The sequence below is a fragment of the Pseudovibrio sp. Tun.PSC04-5.I4 genome (assembly GCF_900104145.1).
Lineage (GTDB): Bacteria > Pseudomonadota > Alphaproteobacteria > Rhizobiales > Stappiaceae > Pseudovibrio.
The window spans coordinates 537461-558027 of sequence record NZ_FNLB01000001.1 but is presented as its reverse complement, the minus strand read 5'-3'; the positions used below and the strand labels follow the sequence as shown (position 1 = coordinate 558027).

Genomic DNA, 20567 nt, shown 5'->3' with positions numbered 1-20567 from the left:
GTGGCCCTCTCACTGATACGACCAAATTAAACAACTTCGTTGAATTTCTCTCTGAGAATGTTCTTTTGGACCTTGCCCATGGTATTGCGCGGAAGCTCGTCGATGAGGAGCAACTTTTGTGGATGTTTGAAACGGGCAAGTGACGTTTTCAGGGACGCCATAATCGCATCCAGATCTGGAGTTTTCCCGAGTTCAGGAACGATAATCCCGATCACGGTCTCACCGAAATCTGAATGCGGTACTCCAATGACAGCGCTTTCTAAAACTCCGGGTTGATCGTCAAGAACCAGCTCTATTTCCTTCGGGTAGATGTTGTAACCGCCTGAAATTATAAGATCTTTGTTCCGACCAACAATGTGGACATAGCCATCTTCATCGACTTTGCCTAAGTCACCGGTAATGAAAAAACCGTCTTCCCTCAACTCGGTTGCAGTCTTTTCCGGCATTTGCCAATAACCTTTAAAAACGTTTGGCCCGCGCACCTCTATCTGACCAACGGTATTTGGCGGTAACTCCGCTCCGGTACTTGCCTCGGTTATCTTGAGTTCAACTCCGGGAAGAGGAAAACCAACCGTCCCCGCTCGCCGCTCGCCATCGTATGGATTAGACGTATTCATATTGGTTTCTGTCATGCCATAGCGTTCCAAAATGCGATGACCGGTCCGGTTTTCGAACTGTACATGCGTTTCAGCAAGCAATGGCGCACTGCCAGAGATAAAGAGACGCATGTGTGCTGCCAAGTCATGGGTGAAACGATCATCTCCAAGAAGGCGGGTGTAGAAAGTCGGTACGCCCATCATAGAGGTTGCTTTTGGCATCATCTCCAACATGGCCTCCAGATCAAACTTTGGCAAAAAGATCATGCTTCCACCGGTTGCCAGCGTCACATTGGTTGCCACAAACAGGCCATGCGTATGGAAGATCGGTAGGGCATGCAAAAGCACGTCATCGGCTGTAAACTTCCAGTAATCCACCAGGGTTTCAGCATTGGAAAGGAGATTGTCTTGTGTCAGCATCGCTCCTTTAGAGCGCCCTGTCGTGCCTGATGTGTAGAGGAATGCTGCTAAATCATTCCGGTCTCTGTCCACTGTTGCAAAGGTCGCCGGCATAGTCTTTGCTTGAGTTGTCAGGCTCCCGCCGCCATCTGCATTCAGTGTTTGGAGTTTGGCGCCGAACTGTCCGGCGACAGGCCGTAATTTTTCTTCATTGGCCTTATCGCAGACAACCAGCGATGCTCCGCTGTTTTCAATGAAATAAGAAAGTTCATCAACAGTATAGGCAATGTTCAGTGGCAAGAAGATGAGCCCGGCTTGAACACATGCGGCATATAGAGCGAGCGCTTGTGGTGATTTATGAACCTGTGCAGCCAACCGGTCTCCCGGCTTTAATCCGATTTGAACCAGAACGTTTGCCAGCTGGGCCGTGGTTGAAAGAAAGTCATCATGCGTAATGACTTCGCCATTTTGCAGATGAAGGAAAGGCGTTGTTTTGGATGCATGTATCCCAAACAAACGGTCATAAAGCGGGTTAGTCATTAAGCTGCCTTTCCTGAATATTGCTGCTTTTCTGCATTTTTTGCGAGAGTCACTACCTCGGGGGAGGCAATAACCTGACCTTTTGTTGCGAAGGCTTCGTGGTTTTGAGCAACGCGATCAAGATCATATAGATAGTTCACCATTGCACTGAGAGATTGAGACTGCCCTTTCGGCGACGTATCAGCCTCGGCGTGAACCATATGGACAAGGGCGCCATTTCCCAAATGGAAGCGAGCCACGGGATCGTGAGGCGTGCCATCTGGTCGCTTTACCTGCAAAAGATAGTGAGCAGCTAACGCATTAATGTTTGATGTCTCTTGATAATCCACCGTGGCCGAAGAGGCTGTTTCCTTTATCCAACTTGCCAACCTCGGAATAGGAGACAGGGTTACGAATGTTTTCAGTGAAGCGAGTTCAGCTGACAAATCTGCAACAACCTGTTTGATCAGGGAATTGCCAAAAGAAACACTGGCAAGTCCGGGTTGGCAGTTGGAGATGGAATAGAAAACCGCGGTATTTGCTTCATCGGCGCTAATGGAAATTCTATCTTCCGCCAGCAAGGATTGGATCGAGTCGGGCGTACCGTTGGTTAAGGCAACCTCGACAAAAATCAGCGGCTCATCCGGCATTGAAGGATGGAAAAATGCAAAACATCTCCGGTCTTCTGGTTCTAACCTTTGACGTAAAGCGTCCCAACTGTCGATCGCGTGAACAGCTTCATACTCGGTGATCTTTTCCAAAATATGTGCGGGACTTTCCCAGTTGATTGGTCTGAGAACAAGAAAACCACGGTTAAACCAAGACTGGAACAGGTGCTGAAAGTCCAGATCAAGCGCTTGAAGCTGAGGATCCTTGGGACCTAACCTGAGAAGATCAGCGCGCATGCGCACCAGTTCTTCTGTCGCACCGGGCAACCAGTTGAGCCTGCGTATCAACTCTTGCCGGTTTGGTTCGGCTGCCCTCATGAAGGCTCCATACGACACCTTGGAGGGAGCCTCCTCATAAGCGCTCAATGTTTTTCGCACTTCACTCGGGTCAATGTTCATTGCGCCTGCAAGATGATGGAAGAAATTTAGCTTCTCCTCATCGCTGAGTTGCTTGAAACCGGCCAGAATTCTTTGGCCATAAGCTTGACCCGAGATTTCTCCTGAGGAGCTCACCAGCTCAGTGCAGAGTTCCTCAAGAGAACGGTCATCCTTTTCTTTGGACAGTATGAATTTGAACCGGCGCTCGAAAACGGACGAAAGGAGATCTGCGAATATGCTCATATTGCCCTCCCCATAACGACGTCAGGCAACCAGGTCGCGAGTTGCGGGAACAAGCACAACAGGACAATGGCCAATATCATACATCCAACAAATGGAAGTGAGCCGGTCAAAATAGTCTTGAGCGAGATGTCCGGAGCTATACCGTTGATGACGTAAAGATTGAGACCCACAGGCGGGGAGATCAGACCAATCTCCATATTGATAGTCAGCACAACGGCAAACCAAATTGGATCAAATCCCGCAACTGTGATGATTGGCAAAAGGATTGGAGCAGCCATCAAAATTACGGCAACCGGTGGAAGGAAGAAGCCAGCAATCAGCAGGAAAAGATTTACTGTACCCATCAAAACCCAGCGGTTCACATCCAGCGTGCCTATCCATTCCGCGATGGACTGAGTGATGAACAATGATGAAAGCATGTAAGAAAACACACCAGCTGCTGCAATAATGAAAAGGATCATTACGCTTTCACGAGTGCTATCACGCAAAACCACCCAGATTTGTGAGGGATGCCAGAGTTTGTAGATAATCATGGCAATCAACAAACACAGCAACGCACCTACCGCAGCCGTTTCCGAAGGCGTGGCGATACCTCCATACATTGCATACAGAACACCCAGTATTATGAGGAGAAAGGGAACAACACGGGGCAGAATTTCAAAGCGTTCGGCCCAACTGTAACTGCCTGAGCTCAGTCTGGATGCATCGCCAGAACGCCATGTGGAATACAGCGACCACGCCATAAACAGGCCAACAAGCAACAGACCCGGAATGACCCCGGCAAGGAAGAGACGGCCAATAGATGTTTCAGTTGCGATGCCATAAACGATCATAGTCACGGAGGGGGGAATGAGAATTCCGAGCGTGCCACCTGCAGCGATTGATCCAGCAGCAACACCGTCTGGATACCCGCGCTTGCGCATCTCAGGAATGCCCATCTTGCCGATGGCCGCACACGTTGCCGGTGAAGACCCTGACATTGCTGCAAACAGAGCGCAGGCACCGAGGTTGGAAATAACGAGGCCTCCTGGCAACCGTGTCAGCCAGCGCTCCAACGCCTCATAAAGGTCTGCGCCTGCTCGTGTGGAGGCAATGGAAGATCCCATTATGATGAACATGGGGATTGAAAGCAGAGCAAAATTATCAAGCTTTCCGAATAAGATTTCTGGCATGAGCTCCAATGAGCGCATCCCATCAAAGGCGAGGAGAAAGCCAGCGGAAACAATGAGAAGTCCCAAGGCAACTGAAATACCGGAAAATAGAACAAGGATGGTGGCTAATGCGACCAGCCCTCCAAGGGCGAGTGGATCCATCAGAATTCCTCCAGACCAAACGGCCTGTCAATGAACAGGAGAAGTGCGGTGAGGTCAGCTATCAACTGAAGCAGTAAAAGAGTGAAACCTGCCGGGACGGACAGGTAGGGGATCCATAATCTCACGCCCCATACTGTATCGGACTTCCAGCCTCGCTCCCATGTCAGATACCAAAACTCCCAACCATACCAAACCATCACAAATACAATCAGGATGGATAATGACAGTGTGAAGACCGCAAGCAGGAAACGAGGTCTGCGCGGTAACGAGATTGGAATGAGATCGACATTGACGTGCCCTCGCAGACGCTGGACATAGGGCAAGCCGACAAGGGTTGACGCGATAACAAGGTAGATGACAGCTTCTGTTTGCCAGACAGTTGAACCATTGAGAGCAAACCGTACAAAGATCATCTGACAGGTAATCATTACGGCGAGCACGATCATTGCAGCAGAAAGCCACCCCGCCAAAGTTGACAGGCTCGCAACGGTTTGAAGAAAGGGGTTATTGCTGGAACGCGCTGCAACTGCAAAGCTATGACCTGCCATATATGCCTCCTTTTAAAACGAGTGAAGAAGGAGGGGCGACCAGTCGCCGCCCCAGTGGCTTACTCTACAGAAAGAGCCATATCCAAGAGCTTCTGGCCATTTGGCACATCATTCACAAAAGCTTTGTAAGAGGTTTCTTTTGCAAGACTGCGCCAGGCATCAAAGTCAGCCGGGCTCATTTTTGCAATTTCTACGCCTGCTTCACGGAATACATTTTCGGATGCAAGGTCCTGCTTTTTTGCTTCCTCAAGGTAAAATGCCTGAGCTTTTTCAGAGGCCGCCAAGAGTGCTGCTTGTTGGTCGGCGTTTAATCCCTCAAATGTGGATTTATTCATCAAAAGCGGTTGGTACATGAACCACAGTGCAATGTCAGAGGCCGGAGTGTAGCACTTGACCTGCTCGTAAATGCGGTAGGACACAAACGAGGAAGACGACGTATTTGCAGCGTTCAAGACACCGGTTTGCATGGCATTATAGATTTCGGATGATGCCATGGACGCAATAGATGCCCCAGCGCCTGCTAACATCTGCTCGAACGACTTGCCTGCGGCACGTGTTTGCAGGCCTACGATATCATCCGGCTTTGTAATGCATTTATCCTTGCCAGCGAAACCACCGGCCAAATACCCATGAACGAGTACCATTACATCATCTTTTGCCATGATCTTTTCCAACTCACCCATAAATGGTGATTGGCTTAAGCGTGCAGCATGATCATGGTTTTTAACCAAACCTGGCATCAGTGTCAGGTTGTATTCGGGTCTATGCCCTCCCGCATAACTCAGCGGCAGAACGGTCATCTCAAGCAAGCCGCGACTTAACGGGCGGTATTGCTCTCTTGGTTTAAAAAGTGATTTTGACCCAAAAATCTTGATGTTGAGATCAACATTTGCGCCAGCTACCTCATCAGCAACTATCTGCGCAACCTTGTGCCGGATATCCTTATTTGACCACTGATGTGACAAACGTAGATCCGTAGCATTCACGAGTGCTGTACTGGCGATAATCGCAGCCACTCCCACAGCCGCTTTCAACAAAGCTTTCATCAATTCCTCCCTTAGACTGACCGTTGTCAAAAACGGACAATGATGAACATTTGTATTTTATACGTATTTTTTTGTATACAAGAGCTGGTATGTTGCGTTCTGTCAAGCGAATATCTAATATGTCAAAATGGAAAAATGTCGTGCTGATAACATCGCTCAAGAGCTGGAAGAGCTCATTTTAAATGGAACATTCAGAGATGGAGTTCGATTGGATGAGGTGCGTCTTGCGGAGCGTTTTGAGGTCTCAAGGACGCCGTTAAGAGAAGCTTTTCAAAGGCTTGCATTGTCAGGGCTTGTGGAACTTATCCCGCGCAGGGGGGCATTTGTCTGCCAACCGGGGCCATTAGAATTAATGGAGATGTTTGAGGTGATGGCAGAGCTGGAGGCCGTTTGTGGGCGTCTGGCTGCAAAACGTATTGAAGAAAGTGCGTTAGATGAACTTCGACAAGCCAACGTCAATTGTCAGGCAGCAGTCGATGCGCAAGATTGTGATGGCTATTATCTCGAAAATGAAAAATTCCACATGATCATCTATCGCGAGTCAGGGAATGGCTTTTTGGAGAAAGAAGCGGCGCGTCTTCATAAACGGCTCAAACCATTTAGACGATTGCAGCTCCGTTTGAGGGGGCGAATGGCTCAATCAATGACGGAACACGAGGCAATCGTTGCTGCCCTTACAAAGGGTAACCCGGACAAAGCTGCAAACTCTCTACGAGATCATGTTGCGGTTCAGGGTGAAAAGTTTCATTTCCTCATGGCGAGCCTGAAGAAAAATACCTCGAATGCAGCTTAAAGAGACTTAGCCAAACCAGCGGCCAGCAAAGACAGCACGTCTCTTATAGCGAAAACGAACCCAGAATCACGACCACTTCGTAGGACGCCGGAACAAATACGGTTGAGGCTGACCAGTCCAGATTACGGGTTTGAGTAAGGTGTCGGTGCGATTCGATTGATCTTCTCCATCCCTTAATCCGCATGAAATTCTCAGCTCTAGAACTCTTTTAGGCCGTAAAACCAGCTGCCGCCGCTGGGGTATTTACCTAAAGTCTGACGTATACGTTATGGATATTTTTACGTATAGTTGCTAAGCATCCAACAATTATCTTTTGAGAAAAGTTGGTCAGCTTGGAAAAGAAGAAGACGCAGGCAGAACGACGGGAAGAGTCAGAACGCAAACTTCTGGATGCATTGGTAACAATCATCAATGAAGATGGCATTCAATCGGCAACCTGCGAAAGCATTGGTCTTAAGGCCGGGTACAGCCGCGGCCTCACCATTCAGCGTCTTGGCAAAAAAGATGAGATGTTCATCAAGCTGATTGACCGCATGATGATGGAAAACAAACTGCACCTTGCTGAAGAAATTCCGCAGGACACCAAAGGCCATATCGCCTTGCACCGTTATATCAACATTCACTTCGACGATTTGCAAAACAAGCCGATTTATCAAGCCTACTTTGCTCTTGTTGCTGGCAGCGTTGCTAATGTTGCCCTGCTGGGAGATGCGTTGAAGCAGGCCCACGATTTCATCAAGCATATGCTGATGAGTTATCTGGACCGTGGCAAAGCCGCTGGCGAGTTTCCTCAGGATCTGGATTCCGCCATTCAGGCCGTTTCCATCGGAAGTTATTTGCTTGGTGTTGCGCTTCAACAAAAGCTGCACCCAAGCCTCGATATCAACCTGCTGAAGCCAGCAGCGTACTCTTTGATACCTTCAGCGCCTGACTAATCACAAATGCGGGACACCTCGCACCAATGGCAAAGCAGGCACCACATTATCACAGATGCAGCGCAATCCCACGGCGCTGTACAGCCTATGACCTGGGAGGGCAATATGGTTGGATCTCCATCGCCGGCACAATCCGGAACTATGAATTTTGACAAGCTCGTGAACTATCTGGGCAGTGTTGAAACGGGTATTCCGTTGATACAGGATCTGGATGGGCGCACCCTCACCAGCCGACAGTTTGCCACGCGCGCACGCCAGTTTGCCAACGGCCTGCATACGCTTGGCGTGGAAGAAGGCAGCCGTGTTGCATTGCTGAGCCTCAATTCCTTAGAATATGTGGAAGTGATGGTCGGTGCCGTGCTCGCCGGTATGATTGCCGTGCCGCTGAACATCCGTTGGTCTGGCGAAGAGCTGCTCTACGCCATTGACCATTCGCAGATAAACACCATTGTTTATGATGATGCCTATGCTCCGCTGGTTGAGAAAATCAAACAACGGGCTGGCTCGCTTAAACAGTTCATTTACATTGGCAAAAAGGACGCTCCAGAGGGGGTTCTTGCCTATGATAGCCTCCTTGATACCCCGTGCGAGCTAAAGCTGGACCGGGATGTAAACGTCGAATGCTTTATGAGTTACACCGGCGGCACAACTGGTTTTCCCAAGGGCGTGGTTCACACCCACCTTTCCATGCTGTCCTGCGCTCAGGTTCTGGCAACAAACGGCGTTCCACATTTACAGCGCCCTGCCATGATGGTGATGCCGCTGTTCCACCTGTCCGGCTACGGCCTGATGCTGGCTCGCCTGATCCAAAACAGACCATTTGTGGTCGTGCCCATGTTCCGGCCGGACATTGTGGTGACTGCTGTCAAAAGGTTTGATATTTCTTCCTTCCTGATGGCTCCGGCCATGTTCCAGATGTTGATCAATGCACCGGAGTTTAAAACAGAAGATTTTCTGCGCGTCTCGCAAATCGTCTATGGCGCCTCTCCGATCTCAGAAGCCCTTTTGACACTGGTGCAGAAAAGCTTCCCGGAGACCGACCTTACTCAGGCCTACGGCATGACCGAGGCTGGCGCAGGCGTGTTCCTGTGGCCGCAATTCCATTCTGGGGACGAGGCGCGGATCAGCGCAGCAGGTCAGGCCAGTTCGCCGACGCTTGAAGTTCGCATCGAGGATGAGGACGGCAACGAATTGCCTGTCAACACTATTGGCGAAGTGGTGTTTTACACACCCTCCATAATGAGCCGGTACTACAACGCGCCAAAGCAGACCGCAGCGGCTATTCGCAACGGCGGATACTGCACGGGCGATGTTGGTATGAAGGATGATTTCGGGGTTCTGTTCCTCAAAGACCGCATGAAGGACATGATCATTACCGGGGGCGAGAACGTGTACACCGCAGAGGTGGAAAGCGCGATTTCCATGCATCCCGATGTTGCCATGGTAGCCGTAATCGGCATTCCTGACGACACCTACGGAGAGGCTGTACATGCGGTGATTGTACCGCGGGAGGGTACGGCACCAACGTTTGAAGACATTCGCGCCCACACCAAAGAGCGCATCGCTGGATACAAATGTCCACGGTCCATATCACTGGTGGAAGCGCTGCCGCTATCTGCCATGAACAAGATTTTGAAGAACAAGCTGCGCGCGCCTTACTGGGAAGAACAGGGCCGCGATATTGCTTAGGTGCTTGGCAGGTGCCTGCCAGCTCCTGCCCTTTTTGAGTGAAGACAGACAGAATTTGGTGAAGATACATGGCTCAGACAGCTTATGTTTATGATGCAATCCGCACGCCGCGCTCCAAAGGCAAAGCGGATGGTTCTCTCAATGAAGTCAAGCCCATCAATCTGGTCACAACCTTGCTGGGAGAAATGCAGGGTCGTCATGATCTGGATACTTCCCGCGTTGATGACGTGGTGATGGGATGTGTAACTCCAATTCGCGAGCAGGGTGCTGTTCTGCCCAAGATCGCGTTGCAAAAGGCGGGCTGGGACGAGAGCGTTGCTGGCGCGCAGGTCAACCGCTTCTGCGCCTCTGGTCTGGATACCTTCAACACCGCTGCGGCCCGTATTGCATCAGGCTGGGAAGATATGATCTGCGCTGGCGGTTATGAAAGCATGAGCCGCGTCCCGATGGGCACCGATGGTGGCCCGTTCAGCGAAGATCCGGAAACCGTACTCGCAACCGGCTTCGTGCCTCAAGGCATTGGCGCGGATTTGATCGCCACCCTTGGCGGCTGGTCTCGCGATGATGTGGACGCCGCTGCCGTTGCCAGCCAGCAACGTGCAGCCCATGCCCGCGACAATGGCTGGTTCGACAAATCCGTTGTGCCTGTGAGGGATGAAAACGGCCTCATCGTTTTGCAACGCGATGACTTCATCAAACCAAACACAGACATGCAAACACTGGGTTCACTGCGTGCCAGCTTTGAAAAGCACGGCGCAATGGGCTTTGATGCGGTTGCACTGGCGCGCTACCCGGAAGTTGAGAGGATCAACCACGTCCACACACCGGGCAACTCCTCTGGTATCGTGGATGGCGCCTCGCTGATCCTGCTTGGCAGTGAGCAGTCCGGTAAAGACATGGGCCTGACACCACGCGCCCGCGTCCTTTCCGTTGCCGTGACAGCCTCTGATCCAACCATCATGCTGACCGGACCGGGACCAGCCTCCAAGAAGGCATTGGCGAAAGCTGGCTTGACCATTGACGATATCGACCTTGTAGAGATCAACGAAGCGTTTGCCTCCGTCATGCTGCGTTTGCAGCGCGATCTGGAAGTACCGGACGAAAAGCTCAACGTGGTTGGCGGTGCGATTGCCATGGGGCACCCACTGGGCGCAACCGGCGGCATGCTGGTTTCCACCATGATGGACGAGCTGGAACGCCGCAACCTGAAACGCGCGCTGATTACCATGTGTGTTGGCGGCGGCATGGGCATCGCATCCATCATTGAGCGAGTGTAGGAGGCTAGATCATGTCAGAGTACAAGTACGAAAAAGACGTCGACGGCATCGTCACAATTACCTTCGACTCTCAAGGTAAATCTGCCAACACCATGACCCGTGCATGGTCTGAAGGCATGAAGGAGCTGGTTGCCAAACTCTCCACAGAAGAGGATCTGACCGGCATTGTGATTGCCTCCGCCAAGAAGACCTTCTTCGCGGGCGGCGATCTGGAAGAAATGCTCCACGGCAGTATGGATCCGCAAGACATCTTTGCCTACGTGGAAGAGATGAAAGCCCCGCTGCGGGCTCTGGAAAAACTCCCGGTTCCCGTGGTGGCTGCCATCAATGGCGCAGCACTGGGTGGCGGGTTTGAGATCTGCCTCGCCTGCAACCATCGCATTCTGCTCAACACGCCAAAGGCGGTCGTTGGTCTGCCGGAAGCAACACTGGGACTTTTACCCGGTGCGGGCGGCGTTATTCGTCTCACCGCAAAGCTGGGTCTGGAAACTGCCTTGCCATTGCTGGTGGAAGGCAAGCAGCTTAAACCTGCTGCTGCGCTCAAAGTTGGACTGGTGGAAGCACTGGTGGAAACGCAAGAGGAGCTTATTCCCGCGGCAAAAGCGTGGATCAAAGCCAATCCGGAGGCTGTTGTTCAGTCATGGGACCAGAAGGGTTTCCGTTACCCGGGCGGCGGTGCAGACAGTGCCAAGGTGCGCATGGTGGCTGCAATGGCCCCAACCATGCTGGTCAACAAAACGCGCGGCCTGATGCCTGCACCTGAAAAGGTCATAGACATTGCTGTCAATTCCATGCGCATGGGTTTTGACAGCGCTCTGCGCACTGAAAGCCGTGGCTTTACGGCGCTTCTACGCTCAACAGAGGCACGTGCTGCAATCTCCACGTTCTTCTTCGGTATGCAGGCCATCAAATCCGGCAAGGTTCGCCCGCAAGGCGAGGCGTGGAAAGCAAGCAGTTCGGCCATTCTTGGCGCTGGTATGATGGGCTCCGGCATTGCGTGGGCGCATGCAAGCCGTGGCCTGCCGACTGTGCTCAAGGACATGAGCCTTGAGAATGCCGAGAAGGGCAAAGGCTATTCTGAAAAGCTGGTGGACAAAGCCATCACACGTGGCCGGATGGATGACGCGAAGAAGGCCGCTCTTCTGGGATGCATCACCGCAACGGACAGCGATGAGACCTTTGCAGGCACAGATATCATTATTGAAGCTGTGTTCGAGGATATTTCCCTCAAAGAGAAGGTTATTCCAGAAACCTACAAACAGCTGTCTGACACCGGCATTTACGGCTCCAACACCTCAACCCTGCCGATTTCCATTTTGGCAGAGAGTTGCCCGGATCCAACCCGTTTCATTGGTCTGCATTTCTTCTCGCCCGTTGATAAAATGGAGGTCGTCGAGATTATCGTGGGTGAGATGACCAGCAATGAGACCCTTCGCAAGGCCTATGATTATGTTCAGCAGATCGGCTACCTGCCAATCGTGGTGAATGACAAGCGCGGGTTCTTCACCAGCCGCGTCTTTGGCACCTACCTTGATGAAGGCTTGGCGTTGATGCGTGACGGCATGAGCCCTGTTGCCATTGAGCGTGCCGCTTGGAAAATTGGTATGCCGGTTGGACCACTCGCGGTTCATGATGAAGTTTCCATGGTTCTGACCAAAAAGATCCACGAGACCCACATCGCACTCGACAAACGCCTCGGTGTTGAGAACGGCTTTCCGGCAGATGACAGTTCCAATGTGAAAGTCGGCCAAGCCATGGTTGGTCTGAATCGCGGAGGTCGTCATTATGGCGGTGGCTTCTATGAGTATGCAGCGGACGGCACCAAAAAGCTTTGGGACGGCTTGACCCAGTTCAAGGAGCGCGACCTGAACGTCTCCATGCAGGATGCAGAAGATCGCATGATGTACCGTCAAGCCATCGAGACACTGCGCTGTTTGGATGAAGACGTATTGCGGACCGAGGTTGAAGCCAACATCGGTTCCATCTTCGCCATCGGCTTCCCGGCTCATACGGGCGGAGCATTGCAATTCATCCACGGAGTAGGCCTTGAAGCGTTCAAGACGCGGGCCGATGAACTCGCCGCGGCTTACGGTCCTCGATTTAAAGTGACTGAAGCAGCCCTCAACAAACTGCGCAGCGAAAAATTGGCTGCCGCTTAAGTCAGGACTTAAGACGCCCCGCGGAGGGTTACATCTGCGGGGCGGTCTGCGCGAAATTACATAGCAACGCAAAACCTTTCAAAACAACGCGTTCCTATGTGGGCATATTTCTATTGATAGATGAGATAGATTAAACGACGTAGCGTTCATTTTCGATGCGCTCAAACCACGGCACCCCGCACCTCACGAAAAAGTTATCAACCGCCTCAGCGCATAGCAGCATTGCAAAAAACGCAGAGCAAACGCTGAGATCCGTAATATTCTTACATCTCACAGATGTTAGACGCACGAAATGGTCGATTTTTGATATATCTAGGCAAATATATTGGAAGGATTGACCAGCACTAAACTCATCCCAGTAATGCAAGGAAGGCCCCCAATATGTCTGAAGATCGCAGTCCCGCATATTCAGCTGTTATCTCTATAACTTACTAGATAGGAACAGATAATCTGCATTCCTGTGGAGTATCTATAGTTTCACTGAGATGACTTCACAACATAATCTGCCAAGTTTATTTATAGTTCTGATTACAAATTGCCGAGTAGAGAATAAAAACATAGATATACTACAATTAATACTTGCTCTAGGGCATATCACGTAGCGTCGCCGCGCAATAGCTTCTTGACAACAAAGGCCGTTCCGTATTCATATGCCTTTGCTATCAGACGATAAGCAGTAAAAATGAGGGTTATGTCATGAGCCGGTCAGAACTGGTTCTTCAGTATCGCAATAAAGAGTGCCTGGCATGGTATACGCAAGATGTTCGTCTTGCTTATGACTTCCCCAGCGCCTGCGCATAAGCCTAAAGGCCACACAGCCCCTTTAACAATTGAATGAAGAACGCCCATTTTACTTGGAGCCACGGTAGATCTACATCCACCCTTGTGTCTTCTCGGGCAAAATTCGACCTCCTTGCGGGGTCGTAAGTAGGACAGGTGCGTCCGTCTCATTCAATTCCAAAAGCTGTCCGCCTATGTGTTTCAAATTCCAAATCAGACCGCCTGCAATCTCAGGCAGATGATCCCCTTCGCGTTTATGAGGTCGGAGAGCGACCGACCCTGCGCGTCTCGTTACTTAAGGACTAAGACCATGAAACGTATACCAGAACCGTTCCGCATCAAAATGGTTGAGCCTATCAAAATGACCAATAAGGCACAACGCGAAGCCGCGCTTGCTGAAGCTGGTTACAACCCATTCCTGCTGCGCAGCGATGATGTTTACATCGACCTTCTGACTGACTCTGGCACCGGTGCAATGTCCGACAAGCAGTGGGCCGGCATGATGATGGGCGACGAGTCCTACGCTGGCTCCCGTAACTTCTTCCATCTGAAGGATGCAATGCAGCATTTCTTCAACTACGAATACTTGATCCCAACCCACCAGGGCCGCGGCGCAGAGCAGATCCTGTTCCCTTGTCTCATCAAGCGCATGGAAACCGTTCGCGGTGGTGAAAATCCAGTTTTCATCTCCAACTTCCACTTCGACACAACAGCTGCACACGTTGAATTGAATGGCGGCAAGGCCGTTAACGTTGTTACTGAAAAAGCTTTCGATACAGTAACTTACTACGACTGGAAAGGTGATTTCGATCTCGTCAAGCTGGAAGCTGAGATTGAAAAAGCTGGCTCCAAAAACGTAGCTGCAATCATCACCACCGTAACCTGCAACAGCTCGGGCGGTCAGCCAGTTTCTATGGCTAACATGCGCGCAGTCTATGAGATCGCACAGAAAAACGACATTCCTGTTGTGATCGATTCCGCACGTTACTGTGAGAATGCTTACTTCATCAAGCAACGTGAAGAAGGTTACGCAGACAAATCCATCACCGACATCATCCGCGAAATGTACTCCTACGGCGACATGCTCACCATGTCCGCTAAAAAAGATGCAATCGTCAACATCGGTGGCATGATCGCAATCCGTGACAAAACCGAGCTTTTCCAGGCTGCACAGACCCTTTGTGTTCCGCTTGAAGGTTTCGTAACATACGGCGGCCTTGCTGGTCGCGACATGGAAGCAATGGCGCAAGGTTTGCATGAGGGTGCGGACGAAGATTTCCTTCATTACCGTATTTCTCAGGTTAAATACTTGGGCGAACGTCTTCTTGAGGGCGGTGTTCCTATTCAGTACCCAACGGGTGGTCACGCAGTATTTGTAGATGCTCGCAAGATCTTGCCACATATTCCAGGTGATCAGTTCCCTGCACAGGCTCTGTGTAACGCGCTGTACCTTGAAGCTGGCGTTCGTCCGGTAGAAATTGGTTCCTTCCTGCTGGGCCGTGACCCTGCAACGGGCAAACAGAAAGATGCTCCACTTGAACTGATGCGTTTGGCCATTCCACGTCGTGTTTACACCAACGATCATATGGACTACATCGCAGATGCTTTGATTGAAGTTACGAAAAACGCAGCTAATATCAAAGGTTTCGAGTTTGATTACGAGCCACCTGTGCTGCGTCACTTCACTGCACGCCTAAAACCAATCAAGTAATTTGATTGCAAGGGAGGCGCTGCTCGGCGCCTTCCTATTCCTCACGGATATACACACACTACTTCACGGGAGAGAAGTAAATGTCTGAGGGCACACAACTAAGCGGATTAACTGGCACCGCTACAAAAGTCAGTCCATCGTTCTTGGGAGGAGCGATGATTATTGCCGGCACCGCAGTCGGCGCTGGTATGTTTTCTGTACCGACGGTTAGCGCCGGTATGTGGAGCATCTGGGCAATTGCCGCACTGGTATTCACATGGTTCTGCATGTTGCATTCCGGTTTGATGATCCTTGAAACAAACCTGAATTACCCAGTCGGCTCAAGCTTCGACACAATGGTAAAAGACACCCTTGGGAAAAGGTGGAACACCATTAATAACATAGCAGTAGCCTTCGTTGGTTATATCCTTTGTTATGCATACATCTCTGGCGGCGGTTCCATTGTCGTACATACTTTGGAAGCAACTGTCGGTTTTGCACCACCGCAGATTCTGGCCGGACTGATGTTTGCGGTAGGTCTCGCATTCTTCGTCTGGTGGTCTACCAAAGCTGTTGATCGCATTACCACTATTTTGCTTGGCGGTATGATCGTCACGTTCTTCATGTCCGTGACTGGTTACACTTTCAACATGAAGGCTGCGATCTTCTTTGATACCGAAAGCGGCATGAGTACGGGCAGTTACTTCCCGTTCCTATTTGCAGCTCTTCCGTTCTGCCTTGCATCATTTGGCTACCACCACAACGTACCAAGCCTGATGAAGTATTACGGCAAAGATCCGAAAAAGATCGTCATGTGTCTGGGCACAGGGACTGTTCTTGCACTGCTTCTTTACATCATCTGGCTGTTTGCAACATTGGGTAATATCTCCCGTGCAGACTTTGCACCTGTGATTGAACAGGGCGGTAACATCGGAGTTCTTGTTGATGCACTTGGCCGTGCAGTTGAAAGCACTTCAGCTTCCAACATGCTGTCAGCTTTCGGTAACATGGCAGTCGCCAGTTCTTTCCTTGGCGTGGCGCTTGGTCTGTTCGATTTCCTTGCTGACTTGTTGAATTTCGACGACAGTAAAGAAGGTCGTTTAAAAACGGCAGCAGTCACCTTCGTGCCACCGCTCATTGGCGGCATCTTCTTTCCAAATGGGTTCATCATTGCAATTGGTTACGCCGGTCTTGCTGCAACCATCTGGACAGCAATTGTTCCATCGCTAATGGTTCGTGTCAGCCGTAAGAAATTTGGCAATCCCCAGTTCCGTGTATGGGGTGGTGAGACATTGGTCTGGATCATCTTCGGCTTCGGTGTGGTCGTTGGTACCAGCCACATTCTAGGAATGTTCAACCTTCTACCTGTTTACCCATAACAAGTAGATCTGAACTCAACAAACACAACTGAGGTTCACTGGTGTGAACCTCAGTATCAAAGGGGAATAGAACCATGAGAGGCATACTCTCGATTCAGTCTCACGTTACTTACGGCCATGCTGGCAATGGCTGCGCCGTATTTCCGATGCAACGGATGGGGCACGAAGTCTGGGCGATCAATACGGTCCAGTTTTCAAACCACACCCAGCATCCTCAAGGCTGGACTGGGCAGGCTCATGACGCAAAACAAATTGCTGAAATGTTTGAAGGCCTCTCCAAACTTAACGTTCTTTCCCAGATCAAAGGAATTGTAACGGGCTACCTCGGCGGCGCGTCTCACTGCGATGTCATTGCCGATATTGTGAGCGAAGTTCGTCGCCACAACCCGGATTGCCTCTATTTTTGTGACCCCGTGATGGGAGCGCCTGACAAAGGCTGCATCGTCAGCGAAGGTGTTGCGGAACTGTTGGTCAGCAAACTGTTGCCAATGGCAGATGTGATCGTACCGAACCAGTTTGAGCTGTCTCAGTTTATCGGTGAGCCGATCTCCTCCCTAGAGGAAGCTGAGCGCGCTTGCACAATTGCCCGCGAAAAAGGCCCCAAGATGGTCCTTGCCAAACATTTGCACAGCGTTTCCGATGAAGCATTTACGATGATGTTGGCAACGCCGGACGGCAATTATTTGGCGCAGCGCCCGCATTTATCGTTTGATCGTCAGCCTGTTGGCGTTGGCGACTTGATAACATCCGTATTTGCCGCTGGTTATCTGAACGGCGCGACTGCCGTAGAAGCGTTTGAGCACTGCAACAATGCGGTCTACGGCATTCTAAAAGCCACACACGATAAAGCTGAGTGGGAGCTGCAAACGATTGCCGCTCAAAATGAATTCATCTCCCCATCAGATGTGTTCAAACTCAAAACTCTATAGAGGAAAGAAAATGACTGCGATTGATACCTCCAAAGCTCCTGCAGCGATTGGTCCATATGTACAGGGCGTAAACCTTGGTTCCATGATCATCACATCAGGCCAGCTGCCAATCAATCCGGAAACAGGTGAAATGCCAGCGGACGTAGCTGACCAGACCCTTCAGTCCTTGAAGAACGGTTTGGCGATTGTAGAAGCTGCTGGTCTTGCGGCTGCTAACATCATGAAAACAACCGTTTTCGTGAAAGATTTGAATGATTTTGGCCGTGTGAACGAAGTTTACGGCAAATTCTTTGAAGACAACAATGCACCATTCCCAGCTCGTTCCTGTGTTGAAGTTGCACGCTTGCCAAAAGACGCACTTGTAGAAATCGAAATGATCGCCTGCCCTAAATAAGGACAGGAGTTACCCCGCAATGCCTGCAGTCCAACGCAGGCATTGCCCTCATTTGAACACGAAAAACGAGATTCAGGTTACCTTATATCTGTCGAAGCAAGCTCACCTGTAGCACTAACTACTCCCGAAATAGAGCTGCGCGATTTGCGCAACACTCAAATACAATAGCTACTCCGAATCCCGCGAATACTGCAGGATTCATTTGTGAAAAAACGCTCGCATACATCATGCCGATTTGGGTCTTTTGTGGCGGCCATCGCACTTCTGACTTTGGTTGGTTGCTCGGAGGTTCCCGGATATGGCCCAAGTGCTTATCAAGTTGAGACAGCAATGTCACAGCAGGACAAACGTGTCCTCGATTACGTGATGCTGGACGTGGATGTCCCGACAGTTCAACACCTTTCCAAATATGCTGACAATCTCCCTCCCAAAGAGTTTCGCGTCGCCAAAGGAAAGCGAAGTGCGATCCGAGTTGGAGTAGGAGACCAACTCTCTGTCGGCATTTGGGAATCCATTACGGACGGACTTTTTTCAACCCAAGGCCAGAAACGAACCGAGTTAGCCTTGGTTGTCGATGATGAAGGCCAGATCTTTGTTCCCTACGTGGGTGAACTTGATGTTGAGAATAAGACGATCTCACAAGTCCGAAAACAAATCATGGCGGGACTTAAAGGCAAAGCGGTCGACCCGCAAGTTGTTGTAAACCTGCAGGCAAATGGATCTCATCAGGTTGTTGTTATCGGAGATGTTGCAAGGTCAGGGCAGTATCGTGTCCACGAGGATGGCTTAAGCCTTGTGGAAGTGATTTCAGAAGCTGGAGGCACGCGACACCCAGATTATGAGACTAAGATCACTGTCGTTCGAGACAAAAGCAAATTTAGATTTGGCCTAGACGACCTTGCCGAGCAAACTGCAAATAACATCTGGTTACAGCCTCGTGACATTGTGAGCGTCTCTCATCAGCCAAAGTCGTTCACCGTATTCGGTGCTGTGGTTCAACGTAAAAAGCAAAATTTTCCAGCTTCACGTGTCAGCCTGTCAGAAGCTATTGGAATGTCAGGCGGCCTACACGATGGAACAGCAGATGCCTCCGGCGTATTTCTGTTCCGCTTTGAAGACCGGCAAAAAATGATGCCATTGCTACCACCACAAGAGCAGCATAACGAGTTTAAGACAGTGCCGATTGTGTATCGGATCAACCTCCAAGAACCTAGCGGACTGTTCTTAACACAAGCCTTTGAGATTAAAGACAAGGATGTGATTTACGTTGCCAATGCATCCGTCTCAGAGATCAATAAATTCATCAGCATACTTGTATCACCCGTAACCGGCACATTACGCACCGGAGTTGCCTTAGCAGCATTTCCATAAAGCAATCTCAAATTGAGTGATTGGGAAATAAACTAGTTAGGTTTGGCGCGGCAGGCTGCCCATAGCAATGTGACAATCAACAACATTTTTGCCTGGTCCGTTTGAAACCGCAGTTTTGGAGAAAACGCTGGAAGGTATGGCGAAGGCGGGTGGAATTGCAGTCGATGAATCCGGTGAGCGCCGCTGTAATTGCATGCCGACGAAACGCTCCGGGGTGCCTGTTGAATCTTGAGCTGCCTGACGGCAGGTCAGTTCTTTGAATACCTCAAGGATGGGTTTGATATACTTTATCACGAGGGTGAGACCGTTCTTCTCAATCACCACCCTTTTACCTTTCCATAAGCTTCACTCATGCGTTAGTTGGCTCGCCGTCATTGCTCACATCACCCAGAAACTTATCGTTCTGCCAGCACCGTCAATTTGGTTGCTGTGCCGCCTTCTACGGCTCTGTCAAAGGCTTTTGATGCTTGAGACAGGGGGTAGGACCCGGACAAGATCGGGGACAGGTCAACCTTGCCGCTCACAATCAATTCAACCGCATGGCGGAATTCCTGATGGAACCTGAATGAGCCGCGGTAATCCAGTTCCTTCGCCATGATAGCGTTGAAGTTTGCGCGGCCTTGCATGATCGGCAAAGTCCCGATTTGAACAATAACGCCCTTGCGTTTTAGCAGCTCAATGCAGTCAGCCAAGGCTGGCTCTGCACCAGCCGCTTCAAGGCACACGTCAAACAGGCCGAGCGTGTCCAGCTTCTGATCCAGCGGCAACAATGAATCCACGGATACATCCACGCCAACCTGCTGGGCAACTGTGCGGGCATGTTCGGTCGGGTCGGACAACGCAACAAAGCTTGCTCCAGCCAACTTGGCCCCGATGGCTGCAAGCTGACCAATGGTCCCGCCGCCAACAATCAATACGCGTTTGCCGAACAAATTACCGGCGCGCTGTAAAGCATGAAGGGCAACGGAGAAGGGCTCGGCACAAGCGAGTTGCTCTACTGGCGTTTCGTCAGGAACAGGGTAACATTGGCCCTGCTTTACGAGGAAATACTCTTTCATCATGCCCTGGCTGTGCGGGAAGCGAGACGCGGACCCCATAAAGCCGTTGTTGGTGCAAAGGTGATTATCGCCGTCCAAACAATGGCTACACTCACCGCAGGTTCTGGAAGGGTTGATGGCGCTCAGCTGGCCAACTTCAAGCCCGGTAACACCGTCTCCAAGCGCTTCGACAACGCCGCAAGCTTCGTGACCGGGAGTAAATGCCTCACGGATCTGGAAGGCACCACAAGCGGCAGATCTGTAATAGTGAATATCTGAACCGCAGATCCCAACCACTGACATTTTGATGAGCACTTCGCCCGGGCCCGGCACGGGAACTGGCTGTTCGATCACACCTTTTTTGGTCTCGGTTTCAATCGAAAAACTCAGCATTGTTCTGGCGTCAGTCATGGGGAGTATGCTC

17 protein-coding genes are annotated in these 20567 nt (G+C 50.7%); 10 read left to right on the top strand and 7 right to left on the bottom strand.

Annotated elements, in window-relative coordinates:
• Positions 1-26: 26 nt before the first annotated feature.
• Genes BLS62_RS02620 through dctP form a run of 5 tightly spaced genes read right to left on the bottom strand, consistent with a single transcriptional unit; the run spans position 27 to position 5710 of the window.
• Complete coding sequence (locus BLS62_RS02620; protein ID WP_093176569.1) at positions 27-1535, bottom strand: malonate--CoA ligase; 1509 nt, start codon at positions 1533-1535, stop codon at positions 27-29.
• Positions 1535-2803, bottom strand: a complete 1269-nt coding sequence (locus tag BLS62_RS02615) for a malonyl-CoA decarboxylase domain-containing protein (protein ID WP_093176566.1) — start codon at positions 2801-2803, stop codon at positions 1535-1537. Before BLS62_RS02615 ends, BLS62_RS02620 begins: the two co-directional genes overlap by 1 nt.
• Positions 2800-4116 (bottom strand): TRAP transporter large permease, encoded by a 1317-nt coding sequence (locus BLS62_RS02610; RefSeq protein WP_093176564.1) that lies wholly within the window; start codon positions 4114-4116, stop codon positions 2800-2802. The genes BLS62_RS02615 and BLS62_RS02610 overlap by 4 nt, the downstream gene beginning before the upstream one ends.
• Positions 4116-4664, bottom strand: coding sequence for a TRAP transporter small permease (locus BLS62_RS02605; RefSeq protein WP_093176561.1), 549 nt, complete (start codon positions 4662-4664; stop codon positions 4116-4118). Before BLS62_RS02605 ends, BLS62_RS02610 begins: the two co-directional genes overlap by 1 nt.
• 59 nt (positions 4665-4723) lie before the next feature.
• Positions 4724-5710, bottom strand: a complete 987-nt coding sequence (dctP, locus tag BLS62_RS02600; protein ID WP_093176558.1) for a TRAP transporter substrate-binding protein DctP — start codon at positions 5708-5710, stop codon at positions 4724-4726.
• 127 nt (positions 5711-5837) lie between these two features.
• On the opposite strand from dctP, the gene BLS62_RS02595 reads away from it, so the two are divergent.
• The 10 genes from BLS62_RS02595 (at position 5838) to BLS62_RS02550 (ending at position 19106) form a co-directional block, all read left to right on the top strand.
• The gene (locus tag BLS62_RS02595) at positions 5838-6503 is read left to right on the top strand and encodes a GntR family transcriptional regulator (RefSeq protein ID WP_093176555.1); all 666 of its coding nucleotides are present in this window, start codon (positions 5838-5840) and stop codon (positions 6501-6503) included.
• A gap of 323 nt (positions 6504-6826) precedes the next feature.
• Positions 6827-7438 (top strand): TetR/AcrR family transcriptional regulator, encoded by a 612-nt coding sequence (locus tag BLS62_RS02590; protein WP_208990647.1) that lies wholly within the window; start codon positions 6827-6829, stop codon positions 7436-7438.
• 105 nt (positions 7439-7543) lie between these two features.
• On the top strand, positions 7544-9127 hold the full coding sequence (locus tag BLS62_RS02585; protein WP_093176553.1) for a class I adenylate-forming enzyme family protein: 1584 nt from the start codon (positions 7544-7546) through the stop codon (positions 9125-9127).
• Positions 9128-9195: 68 nt separating this feature from the next.
• Entirely contained in the window at positions 9196-10404 is a 1209-nt protein-coding gene (locus tag BLS62_RS02580; protein WP_093176550.1) for an acetyl-CoA C-acetyltransferase, read from the top strand.
• An 11-nt stretch (positions 10405-10415) separates the two neighbouring features.
• Positions 10416-12563 carry a 3-hydroxyacyl-CoA dehydrogenase NAD-binding domain-containing protein gene (locus BLS62_RS02575; protein ID WP_093176548.1) on the top strand — a complete coding sequence of 716 codons (2148 nt, stop codon included), beginning with the start codon at positions 10416-10418 and terminating at the stop codon, positions 12561-12563.
• A gap of 1090 nt (positions 12564-13653) precedes the next feature.
• A complete protein-coding gene (locus BLS62_RS02570; RefSeq protein WP_093176545.1) occupies positions 13654-15054 on the top strand; it encodes a tryptophanase in 1401 nt (466 codons plus the stop codon).
• Positions 15055-15134: 80 nt separating this feature from the next.
• Positions 15135-16412: a tryptophan permease gene (gene mtr, locus BLS62_RS02565; RefSeq protein ID WP_093176543.1), complete on the top strand. Its 1278-nt coding sequence runs from the start codon at positions 15135-15137 to the stop codon at positions 16410-16412.
• Positions 16413-16486: 74 nt separating this feature from the next.
• Complete coding sequence (pdxY, locus tag BLS62_RS02560; RefSeq protein WP_093176540.1) at positions 16487-17341, top strand: pyridoxal kinase PdxY; 855 nt, start codon at positions 16487-16489, stop codon at positions 17339-17341.
• 10 nt (positions 17342-17351) lie between these two features.
• Positions 17352-17735, top strand: coding sequence for a RidA family protein (locus BLS62_RS02555; protein ID WP_093176537.1), 384 nt, complete (start codon positions 17352-17354; stop codon positions 17733-17735).
• A gap of 204 nt (positions 17736-17939) precedes the next feature.
• Positions 17940-19106 carry a polysaccharide biosynthesis/export family protein gene (locus BLS62_RS02550; protein WP_093176534.1) on the top strand — a complete coding sequence of 389 codons (1167 nt, stop codon included), beginning with the start codon at positions 17940-17942 and terminating at the stop codon, positions 19104-19106.
• 36 nt (positions 19107-19142) lie between these two features.
• Here BLS62_RS02550 and BLS62_RS02545 read toward each other — a convergent pair whose 3' ends face one another.
• Both BLS62_RS02545 and BLS62_RS02540 read right to left on the bottom strand, forming a co-directional pair.
• Positions 19143-19427, bottom strand: a complete 285-nt coding sequence (locus BLS62_RS02545) for a hypothetical protein (protein ID WP_143521481.1) — start codon at positions 19425-19427, stop codon at positions 19143-19145.
• A 74-nt stretch (positions 19428-19501) separates the two neighbouring features.
• A complete protein-coding gene (locus tag BLS62_RS02540; RefSeq protein ID WP_093176529.1) occupies positions 19502-20554 on the bottom strand; it encodes an L-idonate 5-dehydrogenase in 1053 nt (350 codons plus the stop codon).
• Between the last annotated feature and the right edge of the window lie 13 nt (positions 20555-20567).